Source organism: Phascolarctobacterium sp. Marseille-Q4147 (assembly GCF_017968825.1).
Taxonomy (GTDB): Bacteria; Bacillota; Negativicutes; order Acidaminococcales; family Acidaminococcaceae; genus Phascolarctobacterium_A.
The window spans coordinates 1,238,492-1,255,093 of record NZ_CP072874.1 but is presented as its reverse complement, the minus strand read 5'-3'; the positions used below and the strand labels follow the sequence as shown (position 1 = coordinate 1,255,093).

At 49.5% G+C, this 16,602-nt stretch carries 16 protein-coding genes and 1 tRNA gene; 2 read left to right on the top strand and 15 right to left on the bottom strand.

Annotated features, from left to right (window positions below; all coding sequences use genetic code 11):
• The 8 genes from KAH19_RS05950 to clpB all read right to left on the bottom strand — a co-directional run bounded on the left by KAH19_RS05950 (position 1) and on the right by clpB (position 7,808).
• Entirely contained in the window at positions 1-594 is a 594-nt protein-coding gene (locus tag KAH19_RS05950) for an IMP cyclohydrolase (RefSeq protein ID WP_009146066.1), read from the bottom strand.
• A complete protein-coding gene (purN, locus tag KAH19_RS05945) occupies positions 591-1,196 on the bottom strand; it encodes a phosphoribosylglycinamide formyltransferase (RefSeq protein WP_210683810.1) in 606 nt (201 codons plus the stop codon). The genes KAH19_RS05950 and purN overlap by 4 nt, the downstream gene beginning before the upstream one ends.
• Entirely contained in the window at positions 1,189-2,250 is a 1,062-nt protein-coding gene (gene purM, locus KAH19_RS05940) for a phosphoribosylformylglycinamidine cyclo-ligase (protein ID WP_210683809.1), read from the bottom strand. Before purM ends, purN begins: the two co-directional genes overlap by 8 nt.
• A gap of 14 nt (positions 2,251-2,264) precedes the next feature.
• Positions 2,265-3,710 carry an amidophosphoribosyltransferase gene (purF, locus tag KAH19_RS05935; protein WP_210683808.1) on the bottom strand — a complete coding sequence of 482 codons (1,446 nt, stop codon included), beginning with the start codon at positions 3,708-3,710 and terminating at the stop codon, positions 2,265-2,267.
• A 97-nt stretch (positions 3,711-3,807) separates the two neighbouring features.
• Positions 3,808-4,329, bottom strand: coding sequence for a 5-(carboxyamino)imidazole ribonucleotide mutase (purE, locus tag KAH19_RS05930; protein WP_009146062.1), 522 nt, complete (start codon positions 4,327-4,329; stop codon positions 3,808-3,810).
• 249 nt (positions 4,330-4,578) lie between these two features.
• Positions 4,579-4,824 (bottom strand): DUF4160 domain-containing protein, encoded by a 246-nt coding sequence (locus KAH19_RS05925; protein ID WP_210685507.1) that lies wholly within the window; start codon positions 4,822-4,824, stop codon positions 4,579-4,581.
• Positions 4,814-5,092: a hypothetical protein gene (locus tag KAH19_RS05920; protein WP_210683807.1), complete on the bottom strand. Its 279-nt coding sequence runs from the start codon at positions 5,090-5,092 to the stop codon at positions 4,814-4,816. The genes KAH19_RS05925 and KAH19_RS05920 overlap by 11 nt, the downstream gene beginning before the upstream one ends.
• 175 nt (positions 5,093-5,267) lie before the next feature.
• Entirely contained in the window at positions 5,268-7,808 is a 2,541-nt protein-coding gene (gene clpB / locus KAH19_RS05915; protein ID WP_210685506.1) for an ATP-dependent chaperone ClpB, read from the bottom strand.
• A 339-nt stretch (positions 7,809-8,147) separates the two neighbouring features.
• Here clpB and KAH19_RS05910 point away from each other — a divergent pair, with 339 nt between their 5' ends.
• Together KAH19_RS05910 and KAH19_RS05905 are read left to right on the top strand one after the other, a co-directional pair.
• On the top strand, positions 8,148-8,510 hold the full coding sequence (locus KAH19_RS05910; RefSeq protein ID WP_210683806.1) for a CidA/LrgA family protein: 363 nt from the start codon (positions 8,148-8,150) through the stop codon (positions 8,508-8,510).
• A complete protein-coding gene (locus tag KAH19_RS05905; RefSeq protein WP_210683805.1) occupies positions 8,507-9,223 on the top strand; it encodes an LrgB family protein in 717 nt (238 codons plus the stop codon). The genes KAH19_RS05910 and KAH19_RS05905 overlap by 4 nt, the downstream gene beginning before the upstream one ends.
• A gap of 65 nt (positions 9,224-9,288) precedes the next feature.
• Here the strand turns inward: KAH19_RS05905 and KAH19_RS05900 are convergent, their stop codons facing one another.
• The 7 genes from KAH19_RS05900 to KAH19_RS05870 form a co-directional block, all read right to left on the bottom strand.
• A complete protein-coding gene (locus tag KAH19_RS05900) occupies positions 9,289-9,549 on the bottom strand; it encodes a hypothetical protein (protein WP_021720293.1) in 261 nt (86 codons plus the stop codon).
• Positions 9,550-9,689: 140 nt separating this feature from the next.
• Positions 9,690-12,047, bottom strand: coding sequence for a homocysteine S-methyltransferase family protein (locus tag KAH19_RS05895; protein ID WP_210683804.1), 2,358 nt, complete (start codon positions 12,045-12,047; stop codon positions 9,690-9,692).
• A 16-nt stretch (positions 12,048-12,063) separates the two neighbouring features.
• Positions 12,064-12,702, bottom strand: coding sequence for a vitamin B12 dependent-methionine synthase activation domain-containing protein (locus KAH19_RS05890; RefSeq protein ID WP_210683802.1), 639 nt, complete (start codon positions 12,700-12,702; stop codon positions 12,064-12,066).
• A gap of 34 nt (positions 12,703-12,736) precedes the next feature.
• Positions 12,737-13,612 carry a methylenetetrahydrofolate reductase gene (locus KAH19_RS05885; RefSeq protein ID WP_210683800.1) on the bottom strand — a complete coding sequence of 292 codons (876 nt, stop codon included), beginning with the start codon at positions 13,610-13,612 and terminating at the stop codon, positions 12,737-12,739.
• Between the two features lie 171 nt (positions 13,613-13,783).
• A tRNA-Ser gene (locus tag KAH19_RS05880) sits at positions 13,784-13,874 on the bottom strand.
• An 86-nt stretch (positions 13,875-13,960) separates the two neighbouring features.
• A complete protein-coding gene (gene tadA / locus KAH19_RS05875; protein ID WP_210683799.1) occupies positions 13,961-14,461 on the bottom strand; it encodes a tRNA adenosine(34) deaminase TadA in 501 nt (166 codons plus the stop codon).
• A complete protein-coding gene (locus KAH19_RS05870) occupies positions 14,461-16,410 on the bottom strand; it encodes an ABC-F family ATP-binding cassette domain-containing protein (protein ID WP_246869305.1) in 1,950 nt (649 codons plus the stop codon). Before KAH19_RS05870 ends, tadA begins: the two co-directional genes overlap by 1 nt.
• Positions 16,411-16,602: the final 192 nt, after the last annotated feature.

Sequence of the window (16,602 nt, the reverse complement as noted above, 5' to 3'; positions counted from 1 at the left end):
TTATTTCTCCAGTTGCTTCTTCAGATATTCGCTGATCATTGCATCGTATTCAGCAGTATGAGTGAAGGCTTCCAATGCCAGCTCCTTGCGGGTGCGTGCATCAACGTCGCCTTCTTTAGCGAGCATTTCCATTAAGCCGGCATAACGGCTAGGATAGGTTACGATAACAACGTCCTTGAAGTTTTTAGCGCTGGCACGTACCATTGCCGGACCGCCGATATCAATATTTTCAATTGCCTCAGCCTCGGTTACGCCGGGTTTGGCAACAGTTTCACGGAAGGGATAGAGGTTAACTACAACCAGGTCAATCGGGGTGATGTCATGCTCAGCCAAAGCCTTCATATGCTCCGGATTGCTGCGTACAGCCAGGATTGCGCCATGAATCTTCGGATTCAGAGTTTTTACACGGCCGTCCATGATTTCGGGGAAGCCGGTTACATCACTTACATAGGTTACAGGAATGCCTGCTTCCTTAATAGCCTTCATGGTGCCGCCGGTAGAAATAATTTCTACACCGTTGTCACTCAGGAATTTTGCCAGCTCTACAATGCCGGTTTTATCACTAACGCTTAATAATGCTCTTTTAATTTTCATGCTTTAACCTTTACCTTTCTGCCTTCGATTGTCAGCTTTCCTTCTGCCCAAAGCTTTAAAGCCTCCGGCATCGCGATATGCTCCTGCACCAGAATGCGGTCAGCCAAAGTATCCTCGGTGTCGTCATCCATAACAGGAACAACCTTCTGCAGGATAATCGGGCCGCTGTCAGTGCCTGCATCTACAAAATGAACAGTGCAGCCGCTGAATTTTACACCGTAATCCACAGCCTGCTTTTGGCCGTGCAGACCGGGGAAGCTCGGGAGCAGCGCCGGATGAATGTTAATAATCTTATGCTGCCATTTATTTACGAAATCAGCGCTCAGAATACGCATGAAGCCTGCGAGAACTACCAGCTCGCAGCCCTCTGCTTCTAAAGCAGCGTTGATTTTTGCTTCAAATTCTTCTTTGGAAGCGCAAGCCTTACGCTCTACGGCAACGGTTTTGATATCGGCCTTTTGCGCACGCTCCAAAGCAAAAGCATCAGGCTTATCGCTGATTACAACCGCGATTTCCAGCGACAGATAGCCATCAGCGATACGGTCCATAATTGCCTGCAGATTGCTGCCGCGACCGCTTACAAGTACGCCGATTTTATGCACCGAAAACGCCGCCTTTCATAATCGTTTCTTTGTGGCCGGGAACAACCTTGCCCAGCTCATAGAAGGTTTCGCCCTCAGCCTTCAGGTGAGCGCGTACAGCGTCAGCCTCAGACGGGTCAACAACCAATACCATACCTACGCCCATGTTGAAGGTGCGGTACATTTCAGCCCAAGGCACATTGCCCCATTCCTGCAGCTTTTTGAAGACAACAGGAACTTCCCAAGCCTCGGCATTTACCTCAGCATCGCAGTCTTCGGGCAGAATGCGGGGGATATTATCATAGAAGCCGCCGCCGGTAATATGCACCATGCCGTGCAGATCGAAGTTTTCAATCAGCGGCAGGCAGGTTTTCGGATACAGACGAGTCGGAGTCAGCAGCTTTTCGCCCAAGGTGCAGCCAAATTCCGGAACTTCGGTGTCCATGGTGTAGCCCATAGCCTCAAAGCAGATTTTACGTACGAGGGAGAAGCCGTTGGAATGCACACCGCTGGAAGGCAGGCCCAAAAGCACGTCGCCGGCCTTAACCTTGTCACCGGTAATCATTTTGCTCTTGTCAACAACGCCAACGCAGAAGCCTGCAATGTCGTATTCGCCTTTGGAGTAGAAGCCGGCCATTTCGGCAGTTTCGCCGCCGATAAGAGCACAGCCGCTTTCCTTGCAGGCATTGGCAACACCCTTAACAATGTTGGCAACCTTTTGGGAATCAACCTTATCTACTGCAATGTAATCCAGGAAGAACAAGGGCTCTGCGCCTTGTACCAGGATATCGTTAACGCACATTGCTACAGCATCCTGACCGATAGTATCATGCTTATCAGCCATGAAAGCCAGCTTCAGTTTAGTGCCTACGCCGTCAGTACCGCTGACGAGCACAGGCTCCTTGTATTTGCCGCTGTTTAAAGCAAACAGGCCGCCGAAACCGCCCAGGTCACCGATAACCTCAGGTCTGTAGGTAGCACGTACGCTGTCCTTCATTAATTCTACTGCTTTATTACCAGCATCAATATCTACACCGGCATCAGCATAAGTAAGTTGTTTCTTTTCCTCGCTCATGAGCCTTCCTCCTGTTATTCAATAATGCTTTCAGGTTCTGCTTTGATTACACTATCTGCGTTATCGGGGTATTTAGCGCTGAAGCAGGCACAGCACAAACCATCGGGATCAATTTTATCAATAGCACGTTTCATGCCATCCATAGAAATATAATGCAGACTGTCTGCCCCAATATAACGGCAGATTTCATTTTCCGTGCAACGTGCCGCAATCAGCTCTTTACGCTCGGAGGTATCAATACCATAGTAGCAGCTGTCTGTTACCGGGGGAGAAGAAATGCATACATGCACTTCACGTGCGCCTGCCTCCTTCAGCAGTTTAACAATCTTGCCGCTGGTAGTGCCGCGAACGATGGAGTCATCGACCATAACAACAGATTTGCCTTCTACAACGCTGCGTACCGGATTCAGCTTCAGACGTACTGCATTAGCACGTTGCTTTTGCGTCGGCTGAATAAAAGTACGGCCTACATAACGGTTTTTGGTAAGGCCTTCCAGGAAGGGAACACCTGCCTCCATAGCATAGCCGATTGCCGCCGGAGTGCCGCTGTCAGGAACGGAAATAACGATATCCGGATGAATATCAGGAGTTTCCTTAGCCAGCTCGCGTCCCATCTGGATACGTGCATCATATACAGATTGGTTGTCGATGATACTGTCATTACGAGCAAAGTAAACATATTCAAAAATGCAGTGCGCAGGCTTTGCCGGTTTGTTTTCAGCCCACATCATGCTGCGCGGTTCAGAGTTATCGCTGTCGATAATAATCATTTCGCCGGGCTTAACATCGCGTACCAGCTCTGCACCAACCAAGTCAAAAGCACAGGATTCGGAAGCAACGCACCAGCCGTTTTCCATCTTACCGAGTACCAGCGGACGGAAGCCGTAAGGATCGCGTACAGCGATGATTTTATTATCAGTCAACAGCAGAATAGCAAAAGCGCCCTTAATCTGGTTAACAGCCTCTGCTACACGCTCTTCAATAGTCGGACGTGCACTGTAGGCAATCAAGGTCAATACAACCTCACTGTCAACAGTAGTATTAAATACTGCGCCTTCCTTAGCCAGGTTAGCACGCAGCTGACCGGCATTAGTCAGGTTACCGTTGTGGCTCAGCGCAAGGTTACCGCCGTCAAAATAAACCTTCAGCGGCTGAATGTTATACGGCATGCTGGCACCGGTGGTGGAATAACGTACGTGGCCGATAGCCGCATAGCCCTGCAAATCAGCAACGCCGTCCTTGAAAACATCGGCAACGAGGCCCATGCCCTTTTTAATTTTCATACGCTCGCCGTCAGTTACAACAATACCGGTACTTTCCTGGCCACGATGCTGCAACGCATACAGTCCCCAATAGGTGTTGAGTGCTACATCTTCATTATGGCTGAAGATACCAAAGACACCGCACTCCTCATGCAGCTTGTCCTCGCTAAAATTTTGCTCCTCGAAAATCTGCTCCACAATTTTTCTCCTTAATTTTAGTTTTTAGTTATCAGTTATTAGTTATCAGTGATTAGTGACTAGTGGTCAGTATCTATTCACTATCCACTACTCACTATTACAGGTGTAAATCCTTAAACTCCTGCGCAGGAACGCCACGCATGGAAGCCAATTTCTCACCCTTAGCTCTTACTTCTTCACGCATTGTTGCACGATGCTCTGCCAGCTTTTCTACCAGCTCCGGATATTTTACGGAAAGAATCTGAATTGCGAACAATGCAGCATTCTTGGCACCATTGATAGCCATCGTTGCAACAGGCACGCCGGAAGGCATCTGTACAAAGCTCAGCAGTGCATCCATACCGGCCAACGGTGTTGCGTTAATAGGAATACCGATGACAGGAACGGTAGTAAAGGCAGCGATGAAACCACCCAGATGAGCAGCTGCGCCGGCTGCGGCAATAATTACCTCTACGCCACGGTCACGGGCACCCTTAGCAAAGTTCTGTACTACATCCGGAGTACGGTGAGCGGAAGCAACTACTACTTCAGTTTCAACGCCAAACTCCTTCAGAGTTTTTTCTGCAGCCTCAAGTACAGGCCAATCAGAATTACTACCCATGATAATTGCAACTTTCATTGAAATCTACCTCCCAAAAATTACTTGTAGAAACAATAAAACCCAAGCAGAAAGCTGTTCAGTTTCAAAATCCTGTGCAAAATCTAACCCGGGTTCTCAATCACTTAAATAATTCACTTTAATTATACCAATCCAACGCGTAAACGTCAAATAAACTGTGAACTTTTTAACAGTTTTTTAGAAAATCGTTCGGAAAACTTCGGAGTAAAGAAAAAAGCACCTGTCAGACACCAGACAGATGCTAAAAACTCATACACCAAAATGCTTATTCCACTGTTCAATGATTCTCTTTTTGTTCTGAGATACGAAGCGAAGTATTTTCAGCAAATCGGCATCAGGAATTTTGCTTTTATTATGCTCTAAAATAACACGTTCCCCAACCCATATTTTAGTTGCATTTTCAGTAGGCCTGCCTTTACAAACGTGTACGTGAACCGGCTCACCGGCATCACCTGACCAAAAATATATTGTATAACCTAAAAGCTTATACAGCATTGGCAAGATGATCTCCTCCTTCGCGTGCCATCTCCCAAATCAAGGCTGCATTATCAGCAGCGAAATCTTTTAAATCTTCTATTTCAGCCTCGCTGTATCCCTCAAAAGAAGCTGTATCTAAGTCAGGCAAGGAAATCTGCAAATAGTCAAAGCCGGTATCTACAGGACGTTCAAAATAAACATCAATATGCTCACCGTTCTTATCCTTGCGTATATCATTAAAAGTAACAAGTGTTCCATCAGCGAACTCTACATATGTATATTTCATTTTGCTCACCTCGTTTTATAAACATCATGCATTGGCAACTCATTAACTGAACATCTCTTTTAATTGTATCATTTAACCACCTGCTACGCAATAACAGGCCTGTCGGCAGATAAGAAAAAAGCACCCTCCGCCACCGCTTTCACGGCAGCAGAGGGCGCTTAAACCCAAAGCTGTTTTATTTTACGACAACGTCAATTGCATCGTTTACCAATACAACCTCAACCTTGTCGCCATTTTTAATTTCGCCTGCAACAATCTTCTTGCCCAGGATATTTTCTACAGTGTGGACAATCAGACGTTTCAACGGACGAGCACCGAAGGCAGAATCAAAGCCGGCCTTTGCCAGGAAAGCAACAGCCTCGTCGGTATAAGTCAGCGTCAGCTCAAGCTGCTTGTTCAGACGGTCGCCCAGCTCACGCAGTACCAGTTTAACGATTTCCTTAATCTGTTCTGCCTGCAGCGGTTTGAACACAACGATGTCATCAACACGGTTCAGGAATTCCGGACGGAAGAAGTTCATCAGCATCTGCTGAATCTTTTCTCTGTCCATAGAGCCCTGTGCCTTCATAATCTCGCTGCTGCCAAGGTTACTGGTCATAATAATCAGGGTATTCTTGAAGTCAACGATACGACCTTTACCATCAGTCAGACGGCCATCGTCCAGAACCTGCAGCAATACGTTAAAGACATCTGCATGTGCCTTTTCGATTTCGTCCAGCAGGATTACGCTGTACGGATGACGGCGTACAGCCTCGGTCAGCTGACCGCCTTCATCATAACCGACGTATCCCGGAGGCGCACCGATCAGACGAGATACGGTATGCTTCTCCATGTATTCGCTCATATCGATACGCACCATGTTGCGTTCATCATCAAAGAGGACCTCTGCCAAGGTCTTAGCCAGCTCGGTTTTGCCGACACCGGTAGGACCAAGGAAGATAAAGGAGCCAATCGGACGGTTAGGATCCTTGATACCGGCGCGCGCACGGATAACAGCCTCGCTGACAGCCTTAACTGCCTCATCCTGACCGATAACATGCTCGTGCAGGATTTCCTCTAGGTGAACCAGTTTAGCACGTTCACCGGTGCCTAAGCGGGCAACAGGAATACCGGTCCAGGTGCTGACAACCTTCGCGATATCCTCTTCGTCAACCTCTTCCTTGAGCATAACATTGTCATTGCCGTTTTCATCCTTCTTGGACAAAGCAGCCAATTCCTTCTGCAGCTCAGGCAGACGACCGTATTTCAATTCAGCCATTTTATTCAGGTCATAGTCGCGCTCAGCCTGCTCCATCTGGTTTTTCACAGCATCGATTTCCTTCTTTACCTCACGTACGCGGGCAATAGAAGCCTTTTCTGCATCCCAGCGTTTAACAAGCTCGTCATTTTCCTTACGCAGCTTTGCCAGCTCCTCATTCAGCTTAGCCAAACGATCTTTGGACTGAGCATCCTCCTCTTTGCCCAAGGCCTGAGCTTCGATTTCCAGCTGCAGGATACGACGTTTGCTTTCATCAAGCTCAGTCGGCAGCGAATCAATTTCGGTACGCAGACGGGCAGCAGCCTCATCTACCAGGTCAATAGCCTTATCAGGTAAGAAACGGTCATTGATATAACGGTTAGAAAGCACAGCAGCAGCCACCAGAGCAGCGTCTTTAATGCGCACGCCATGATGTACCTCATAGCGTTCACGCAGGCCACGCAGGATGGAAATTGTATCTTCAACGCTAGGCTCCTTAACCATTACCGGCTGGAAACGACGCTCCAGCGCACTGTCTTTTTCAATATACTTACGGTATTCGTTCAGCGTAGTTGCACCGATGCAGCGCAGCTCGCCACGTGCCAGCATCGGTTTCAGGATGTTGCCTGCATCCATAGCGCCTTCGGCAGCACCGGCACCGACAACGGTATGCAGCTCATCAATAAACATGATAATCTGACCGGCACTTTCGCTGACAGCCTTCAATACCTTTTTCAGACGCTCTTCGAATTCACCACGGTATTTGGCACCGGCAACCAAAGCCGCCAGGTCCAGAGCATACAGGGTTTTATTCTTCAGGCTTTCCGGTACATCGCCGGCAATAATACGTCTTGCCAGACCTTCAACGATGGCAGTTTTACCAACGCCAGGCTCACCAATAAGCACCGGGTTATTTTTCTTACGACGCGAAAGGATTTCAATCGTACGACGGATTTCCTCATCACGTCCGATTACCGGATCCAGCTTGCCTTCTTTAGCTTTTGCTGTCAGATCCTGGCCGTATTTTTCCAGCGTCTTTTTAGTTTCATCATTTGCTTCGCTATTTTGATACTGCATAAATGCCGCCTCAACTTTTTTCTTGTCTATACCATATTTACGGAAGATCGATACTACATCGCTGTCACCGTCACTGGCCATAGCCGCAACCAGCTGGCCGATACCGATTTCTTCCTTACCTTGTCCCAGAATAGCCATTACTCTGGCAAAGCCGGTACCCATCATCAGCTGACGGTCCTGACCTTTTACTCCGGGGATTTTTTGTACCAAAGCCTTAGCATCCTTGCTGAAAGCATTTTCATCAATGTGCAGGCTCTGCAGCAAATATTTAAAGAAGCCGTCGCTGCCGCACAATGCTGCCAGAACATGTGCCGTTGTCAGCTCCTGGTGATAGTTCATAACTGCCTGCTGCTGAGCAGCCTCCAATATAGCCTTTACCTCTTCACTGTAGCGTTCATTCATCACGCTGCACCTCCTTCTATCAGGTTCAATAGCAGTCAATAACCGAATGGAGTTGACTCTTTTCCATTTCCGGACCACTATTCACTTTCTAATTGCTATTATATCAGTAAAAGTCAAAAAGTCAAATAGTTTTCTGTGTTAATTCAGTGAAAAATCACCGTCATTTTGTTGACATATTTTTAGCTTTGTGGCAATATTAATAGCATGTCGTTCTGTCGGCCAAGTACTCTTAACCCCAAAGACCATCGGCTCACCCCAGCCGTTTTGACCTTTATGCGTACTTCCACCAACAGGTCTATAATAATATTATTTGTCATGTTTTTATGAGGAGGAAACAAAATGTCACCCACCAGCTTATTGCGCGGTATCGCCTTTTTACTGCTTTTGCAATGGGTATCCACGCTCATCATCAACGCCCTCGGCGTCCCCTTTCCGCCCGCTCTTTTGGGAATGCTGATTTTAACGGCACTTCTCTGCGGCAACGTTATTCCGGCAAGCTCCATCGAGGGCATCTGCGATATCCTGATTTCCAAAATGGGTATGCTGTTTTTACCGGCAGGCGTCAGCGTTATATTATATGTAGATGTTATCAAAGCTGAGCTGCTGCCCATTACCGTTACCATTATCGTCTGCAGCGTTGTTGTTTTGGCTGTCACAGCCTTCTTTATCGAAGCAATGCTCAAAGGAAAGGAGAGTCAATGATGCTTTTTCCTGACGCTTTACTTAATTCACCGCTCTTCGGTATCGGTCTGACAGTTATCCTGTATGCTATCAGCGAAATCATCATTGACCGCTTCAGCCTGAACATCATTCCGCCCTTCGTTATCGCCTGCCCTCTGGTCATCGCCGTCATTGTTCTGGCGCCAGGCGTAGAGTACAAGCAGTACGAAGCAGGTGCGGAATTCATTAACTTTCTTTTAGGACCGGCAACTATCGCTCTGGCCCTGCCTTTGTACAAGAACCGTGAAATCATCATGGCTAAGGCCGGTGCTATTGTCGGCGGCGTTACACTGGCAACGCTTTCGGCTATCATAGTGGTTTACTTCTGCGGCAAGGCAATGGGTACCAGCGAGCAGGTTCTGCTTTCGCTCATCCCCAAATCCATTACCACGCCAATCGCCATTGACGTTTCCAAAACCATCGGCGGCATTCCGGCATTGACTACGGCTGCTGTTATCTTTACCGGCATGCTGGGTTCAACCTTTAATCATAAGCTGCTGCGTCTAATGGGAATCAAAAACCATTTGGCTGCCGGTCTCGCTATCGGCGCCTCCAGCCACGGCCTCGGCACCAGCGTCTGCGCCAATGTCAGCCCCGTTCAGTTGGCTATCGGCGGTGTAGCGATTGCCCTTACCGGCATCAGCACCTCAATATTAGCACCGCTTTTACTGCCGATTTTAAAAAGCATCTGGTAAGCAGATAAAGCAAAAGCCCAAATTCTCACGTACATATCATGTGGGAATTCGGGCTTTTTTTGTTTTTAGAGATGCGGAATAATCCCGCGCAGCTCGGAAAAGATTACTGCTGCCTTATCCGCAGGATATACGCTGCACGGCAGCTGCCTAAGATCCTCCGTGCGCCAGCCTTTATTTTCCTCCGCCAGCTTGGTCAGCGCTTCTTCCAAATCATGCGCCAGCACAACAGCAATCGCATCAAGATAAAATTCGCTGTTGACGCAGGGCTCGTCGATCATACTGTGGCTATGATATGTTTTGTTGTGTCGCCAAACGTAAATGTTCATGCAGCATCCCTCCGTTCATGGTGATATTTGTTTAATTCTTGGGAGGGAGCGGTTTTTCCTGCTTAAAGGCCCAAAAGTCGAAACTCCGTAAAAAAGGACTACCACGCTAAGCATGATAGTCCTTAAATCACCTATATAATTTATTTGCCTAAGATCTCGTTGACGTAATTTACCGCACTGACAGCGTTCGGCGCATAATGCTCAGCACCGATAGTATCAGCGTATTCCTGCGTGAGCACTGCACCGCCGACAACAACCTGACAGTCACATTCATTATGCAACGCAGCAATAGTTTCTTCCATTGCGCCTACGGTTGTGGTCATCAATGCAGACAAGCCGACAACCTTGGCATCTGTTTTCTTGGCTGCCTCTACAACTGCTTCCACAGGCACATCCTTGCCCAAGTCAAGCACGCGATAGCCGTAGTTTTCCAGCAGCACCTTAACAATGTTTTTGCCGATATCGTGGATATCGCCATGGACAGTAGCGATAATTACTGTTTCTCCCTGCGTTTCGCCCACGCCGACAGCCTCACGGATAACCTCAAAGGCTGCCTTCGCCGCATCCGCGCTCATCAGCAGCTGCGGCAGGAAGAGAGTTTTCTTTTCAAAGCCATGACCGACAAAATCAAGCGCCGGAATCATATACTTGTTAATGATATCCAAAGGCTTTTCGCTTTCCAGAGCCTTGGCTGCTGCCTGACGCGCAGGTCCCTGCAGTCCTTTGACAATGGCATCGTAAAGTCCCATTTCGCTTACTGTCGTCGCCGCAGCCTTCGGAGCGTCCGCATAATGCTGCACGTATTCCTTGCAGCCCTCGTCATAGCCTGCCAGTGCACGATAACCGTAATAAGCATCCATCATCGGCTTGCTCTGCGGATTGATGATGCCGCAGGAAAGGCCTGCTGCCATCGCCATGCTGAAGAAGGTGCTGTTGACAGCATCACGTCCTGGCAGACCGAAGGAAATATTGGAAACACCCATAACAGTGTTAATGCCACGCGCCTTCATTGTGCGGATAACCTCACAGGCAATCGCCGCGTTATCAGCACCGGTGGAAATAGTCAGTGCCAGCGGGTCTACAACTATATTGCGGCTTTCAATACCGTATTCTGCGGCACGGGCGATAATTTTTTCAGCCACGGCAATACGACCGACGGCAGTAGAGGGAATACCGTTGTCATCAAGGCACAGTGCAACCAGCACAGCACCGTATTTTTTTGCCAGCGGCAGCACATGCTGCAGGCTGTCCTCCTTGCCGTTGACGGAATTGAGCATCGGCTTGCCGTTATAGAGGCGCAGCGCTCTTTCCATTGCTTCGTAATTAGATGTATCAATCTGCAGCGGCGTATCGGTAATTGCCTGCAGCGCCGGCACAGCCTTCGCAGCCATTGCCGCTTCGTCAATGCCCGGCGTACCTACGTTAACGTCCAAAATCTGTGCGCCTACGCCAATCTGCTCCAGACCAAGACGGCACACATAATCAAGGTCACTGTTGACCAATGCTTCCTTCAAACGCTTTTTGCCTGTAGGATTGATGCGTTCGCCGATAATTATAGGACCTTCGCCAAGATGCACTGCCTTGCCGTAGGAGGATACCGCCGTCAGACGGCAATCACGCGTACCTCCGGGCTGCAGAGTTTTGCATTTGGCAATCATCTGCGCAATATGCTCCGGCGTTGTACCGCAGCAGCCGCCGACGATGCTTGCTCCCATGCCTGCAAGCTCGTACATCAGCTCCGCATATTCCTCGGGGCCAACATCAAAGCAGGTTTTACCGTCACGCTGTACCGGCAGACCGGCATTCGGATTGATGATCAGCGGCAAGCTGGTTGCTGCCAGCATCTGCGGAAATAAATTACCCACCTGCACCGGTCCCAGACCGCAGTTAAAGCCGATGGCATCTACGTCCAGACCTTCGCACATCAGAGCGGCAGCCTCAACCGTAGCACCGGTCAACAGCTTGCCACCCTCGTCAAAGGTCATGGTCACGCAAATCGGCAAATCACAGTTTTCCTTAGACGCCAGAACCGCAGCTTTAATTTCATAGGTGTCGCTCATCGTTTCGATAAGAATCAAATCCGCACCGGCAGCAGCGCCGTAACGTACCATTTCGCCGTAGGCTTCTACTGCCTTTTCAAAAGGCAAATCGCCATAAGGAGCCAACAGCTTGCCTGTCGGTCCCAAATTCAGCGCAACAAATTTATTTTCCCTGCCACCGCAGGCCTTCTTGGCAATCGCCACAGCCGCTTCGATGGTTTCCTTGCAGTCCAGGCCGGAGCCTGCCAGCTTCAACGGATTAGCACCGAATGTATTGGATTTTACGATATTGGAGCCTACATCAAGATAACTGCGATGCACAGCCTCTACAATATCGGGGTGTGTAAAATTCCAGCTTTCGGGCAGCTCACCCGGCTGCAGACCGCGTGCCTGCAGCTGTGTGCCGGTGGCACCATCAAAGAACAGCATTTGCTTGCCTAACAATTCCTTAAAATTCATAAATTAAATCTTCTCCTCAAACTTTCTTAATATCAGTATCTCTGTAAGGACAGTTTATATTACTGCAGGTCATACATTTATTCTGCACGCAGTCAGCATCTTCCGATAAGCCGATGATTGCCGTCACCGACTTGGACGGAGCCATCATCAGTCCGTCCGTCAGCGTCAAGCCGATGCGCTTGGCACAGTTCAGCACTGCGAACAGCTGACGCTGCTCCTCCAGCGGCCAATCTCCGTAACCAGGCGAAAAGCGCGGACGCTGCAGCAGACCGCCGGTTTCAGCCTGCGCCTGCACTTCATCGCAATAGCTTTCAATCAGCGCCGCTGCCACAGCCTGAGCCGCCGCACCTTCAGCAACGCTGATGAGCGCAAGGCGGCGGATGGCTGCGTCCACCCTGCTGCCGAGTGTTGCACCCATAAGCAGCACCGTGTCGCAACCCTTTAAATGCCGCGCCAACGCACGCGAATGAAAGCGCACGCCGCAATCCAGCGTTACGCCTGCCTCATCTGCCGTTATCGCATGCTTTTGCAGGATATAACGTGCCTGTACCTCATTGCGCAGCTTCAGATAAACCGTATCCACTAAAATTTCTGCTGCCTTATCTCCCGGCTTGGCCCGCAGATAGCGCAGCGCTTCCTTTTGCTTAAATTCCATAACAACAACCTGACTTTTGCGCCATAGCGCAGGACTATTTATCTACAATCTCTCCGAGATTATCCATAATACCGGCAAAAATTTCCGGCTTGTTCATCGTATAGATGTGTACATTGTCAAAACCATTGGCAATCAGATCAATAATCTGACCGGTAGCATAGGCGATACCTGCCTGCTTCAGTGCCTCCGGCTTATCGGCAAATTTTTCTACCATCGCACGGAACTGCGGCGGCAGCTTAGTGCCGCTCAGCTGGCAGATACGGATAATCTGCTTGGCATTCGTCACCGGCATAATACCCGGCACTACCGGCACATTGATGCCCGCACGCAGCAGGCGGAACATATAGTTATATAAAATCGTATTATCAAAAAACATCTGCGTCACTAAAAAGTCCACGCCGGCATCTACCTTATACTTGGTGTTTTCTATATCCTGTTCCAAGGAACCGGATTCAGGATGGCCTTCGGGATAAGCAGCACCGCCGACGCAGAAATCGCCTTGCTGCTTCACAAAACGCATCAGCTCACTGGCATGGGCAAAGCTGCCGATTTCCTCACCCTGCATATCTGCCGGTATATCGCCGCGCAGTGCCAGAATATTTTTTACGCCGAAGCCATGCAGCTGTCCAAGTACCTCTGCCAGCTTTGCTTCGTCAGCCTTTACGCAGGTAAGATGTGCCAGAGCCGGTATACCGTTATCCTGTACCTTTTTGGCCAGTGCTGCCGAATAGCCTACCGTGCTGCCGCCTGCGCCATAGGTAACGCTCATATAGGACGGCTTGCTGGCCGCAATCTGGTTGACAATCTCCAGACTGTTTTGCAGCTCTGCGCCCTGCTTAGGCGGAAACAGCTCACACGACAGATGGATTTTTCCATTTTTTAAGATATCAATTATTTTTTCCGATGTCATAATAATCCCCCAAAATCAAAAGCATTCGTATGACATTTTAACAGTTAGCGACATCTTTGGCAAACAAAAAGCAGAATAAATTAACTATCAGGCGATAAAACCTACCAAAATGATAAATATGTTACACACTAAAAATCCCGCAGCCAAATAAGCTGCGGGATTGAATTTCGTTGGCGGAGACGGTGGGATTCGAACCCACGTGCCGCGCAAACGGCAAACTGATTTCGAGTCAGCCGCGTTATGACCACTTCGCTACGTCTCCATTATTCTGTTGGCGCGAAATATTCGCATCAGGTTAACATTAATATTATATAAGAAAAATCCTGTCTTGGCAACCGCATACTGAAATTATTCCTGTGGCGCTCCGGCTTCACTCTTGCGCTTCGCCTTGTTTTCCTGACGGCGACGGCGGAAAAAGTCGCGCATCACCTGCGCGCATTCCTCCTCACAGATGCCGCTGATAACTTCAGCGCAGTGATTGAGATTAGGATTCGTAATAATATTGAAAATTGATTCCGCACCGCCGGCCTTCACATCAGGACAGCCGTAAACAACGCGGTCGACACGGCCGTTGACAATGGCACCGCTGCACATCGGGCAGGGCTCAACGGTAACGTAAAGCGCACAGCCGCTCAAACGCCAACGCCCCAGACGCTCGCAGGCCTCACGGATGACGATGACCTCAGCGTGCGCCGTTGCGTCATGCCACGTTTCACGCATATTGTGCGCGGCGGCGATAACCTCACCTGTTGTCATATCCGCCAGTACCGCGCCGATAGGAATTTCACCAAGCTCTGCGGCCTTGCGTGCCTCAGCCAGTGCCAGCTGCATATACTTTTTATCGTCCATCAGGCATCCTCCGCCGCTTCCATCAGCAGCTCCCATTTCTCCATCAGCTCGGCAATGGTTTGCTCGTATTCCTCATGCTCTGCTGCCATCGCTGCGCTATGCTCTGGACTGGTGTGATTTGCCGGGTCCGCCATCTGCTTTTCCAAAAGGCCCATCATGGCCTCCTGCTCACGAATCTGCAGCTCTACCTTAGGAAGTAGCCTTGCAGCCTCGTCCGGACTGTAACGGCGCTTTTTATCCTCCTGCTTTTTCGCTTTCGTCGGCGCAGCAGCAGCCTGCTGTTGCTGCTTTTTAGTCTGTGCCTCCGCATAGGCTGCAGCCTTTTCCGCTTCCTCCTGTGCCTGCGCCAAAGCAACAGCCTTTTTCTGCTTTTCTTCGAGGTAAAAATCGTAGTTGCCTTTGTAGTCCTTGACCTCTAAATCCTCAATCTCCCAGATGCGGTCCGCAACCTCGTTGACAAAGTAACGGTCATGGCTTACTACCAGCACTGTACCGTCAAAAGCCTCCAGTGCTGCCTCTACCGCTTCACGCGCCATAATATCCAGATGGTTTGTCGGTTCGTCAAGCACCAGACAGTTGGCGCCGTCCAGCACCAGCTTCAGCAACACCAGGCGTGCCTTCTGACCGCCGCTCAGCTCGCCGATTTTTTTGAACACATCATCACCGTGGAACAGCATGCCACCAAGCATGGAACGTGTATGCTCTTCCGTAAATCCGTATTCAACAACAAAGTTTTCCAACAGCGTCTGCTCCGGGTTTAAGCGCTCATAGCTCTGCGAAAAATAACCGATCTGCACTCTGCTGCCAATCTTGGCCTTGCCCTTCAGCGGTGCGATTTCACCAAGAATAGTACGCAAAAGCGTTGTCTTGCCGGTACCGTTGGCACCCAAAAGCGCTGCCTTTTCCCCACGGCGCAGTGTCAGGTTAATGCCCTTGGCCAGCACCTTCTCACCGTAACCGATGGTCAGGTCCTCCATAATCAGCACTCTGTCAGCACATTCAGCAGCCGGCGGCAAACGCAGCTCAAACTCCTCATGCTGCACCGGTGCATCAATACGCTCCAGACGGTCGAGCTGTGACTGACGGCCACGCGCCATTTTACTCTTGATGCCTGCCTTAAAGCGACGGATATAAGCCTCCGTGCGTGCAATATAATCCTGCTGCGCATTATAGGCAGCAGTCAGCGTGCTGCTCTGAATCGCCTTCTGCTCCAAGTAACGGCTGTAATTGCCCTTAAAGGATTGCAGCTTGCCGCCCTCCATCTCCAGAATGCGCATAGCCACATTATCGAGGAAGGCACGGTCATGGCTGACAACGAGCAGACCGCCCTTAAATTCCTGCAGATACTTTTCCAGCCACTGCGTCATAACAATATCCAGATGGTTTGTCGGTTCATCCAGAATCATAAAGTCGGGATTACGCACCAGTGCCGCCGCCAGCATCAGGCGTGTTTTTTGACCGCCGCTCAGCGTTGCCGCATCATGCTGCCACCAGTCCTCGGTATAGCCAAGGCCGATAAGCACACGCTTAATGCGGTTTTCGTAATTATAGCCGTCAATAAATTCGTAGCGCTTAAGTACGCGTCCGTATTCCTCCAGGCAGCTGTCGAGCTTTTCTCCCTGCAGCTTGCCGGAATCAGCCTCCAGCTGTGCCAGCTTTTGGCGCAGGCTGCTAATTTCCGGACAGGCTGTCTGCATAAACTGCCAAATAGTACCTCTGATATCGGTAAAGCCCTGCTGTACATAGCCCACACTGATACCAGGCTCGAATTTTACCGCACCGCTGTCAACCCATTCAGGCTGCAGCAGACAGCGCAGCAGCGTCGTCTTGCCGCTACCGTTGACACCGACAAGGCCAATATGCTCGCCTTGCTCCACCATAAAGCTTACATCTTTAAATATTTCATGAATGCCAAATGCTTTGGCGATTTTATCTACTACTAATTGCATAACCATTCTCCTTTTAACAACTATTATAACACCTTCCGGCATTATACTCAAAAGGCTCTGCTATATTCTTATATTTTCGTGCATTACATAGTAAAGATCCACCCGCCTAGCGGGTGGCTTTTATTTTTCGGGCATAGCCCTATCTTCAGCAGCCACACATAAATGTGTCTTTTATTGGCCTGCCAGCCATGC

Excerpts from the sequence above, each read along its gene's own strand:
- KAH19_RS05950 (WP_009146066.1), bottom strand. The coding sequence starts at position 594 with ATGAAAATTAAAAGAGCATTATTAAGCGTTAGTGATAAAACCGGCATT.
- purM (WP_210683809.1), bottom strand. The coding sequence starts at position 2,250 with ATGAGCGAGGAAAAGAAACAACTTACTTATGCTGATGCCGGTGTAGAT.
- purE (WP_009146062.1), bottom strand. The coding sequence starts at position 4,329 with ATGAAAGTTGCAATTATCATGGGTAGTAATTCTGATTGGCCTGTACTT.
- KAH19_RS05925 (WP_210685507.1), bottom strand. The coding sequence starts at position 4,824 with ATGCTGTATAAGCTTTTAGGTTATACAATATATTTTTGGTCAGGTGAT.
- KAH19_RS05920 (WP_210683807.1), bottom strand. The coding sequence starts at position 5,092 with ATGAAATATACATATGTAGAGTTCGCTGATGGAACACTTGTTACTTTT.
- clpB (WP_210685506.1), bottom strand. The coding sequence starts at position 7,808 with ATGAATGAACGCTACAGTGAAGAGGTAAAGGCTATATTGGAGGCTGCT.
- KAH19_RS05910 (WP_210683806.1), top strand. The coding sequence starts at position 8,148 with ATGTCACCCACCAGCTTATTGCGCGGTATCGCCTTTTTACTGCTTTTG.
- KAH19_RS05905 (WP_210683805.1), top strand. The coding sequence starts at position 8,507 with ATGATGCTTTTTCCTGACGCTTTACTTAATTCACCGCTCTTCGGTATC.
- KAH19_RS05900 (WP_021720293.1), bottom strand. The coding sequence starts at position 9,549 with ATGAACATTTACGTTTGGCGACACAACAAAACATATCATAGCCACAGT.
- KAH19_RS05895 (WP_210683804.1), bottom strand. The coding sequence starts at position 12,047 with ATGAATTTTAAGGAATTGTTAGGCAAGCAAATGCTGTTCTTTGATGGT.
- KAH19_RS05890 (WP_210683802.1), bottom strand. The coding sequence starts at position 12,702 with ATGGAATTTAAGCAAAAGGAAGCGCTGCGCTATCTGCGGGCCAAGCCG.
- KAH19_RS05885 (WP_210683800.1), bottom strand. The coding sequence starts at position 13,612 with ATGACATCGGAAAAAATAATTGATATCTTAAAAAATGGAAAAATCCAT.
- tadA (WP_210683799.1), bottom strand. The coding sequence starts at position 14,461 with ATGGACGATAAAAAGTATATGCAGCTGGCACTGGCTGAGGCACGCAAG.
- KAH19_RS05870 (WP_246869305.1), bottom strand. The coding sequence starts at position 16,410 with ATGCAATTAGTAGTAGATAAAATCGCCAAAGCATTTGGCATTCATGAA.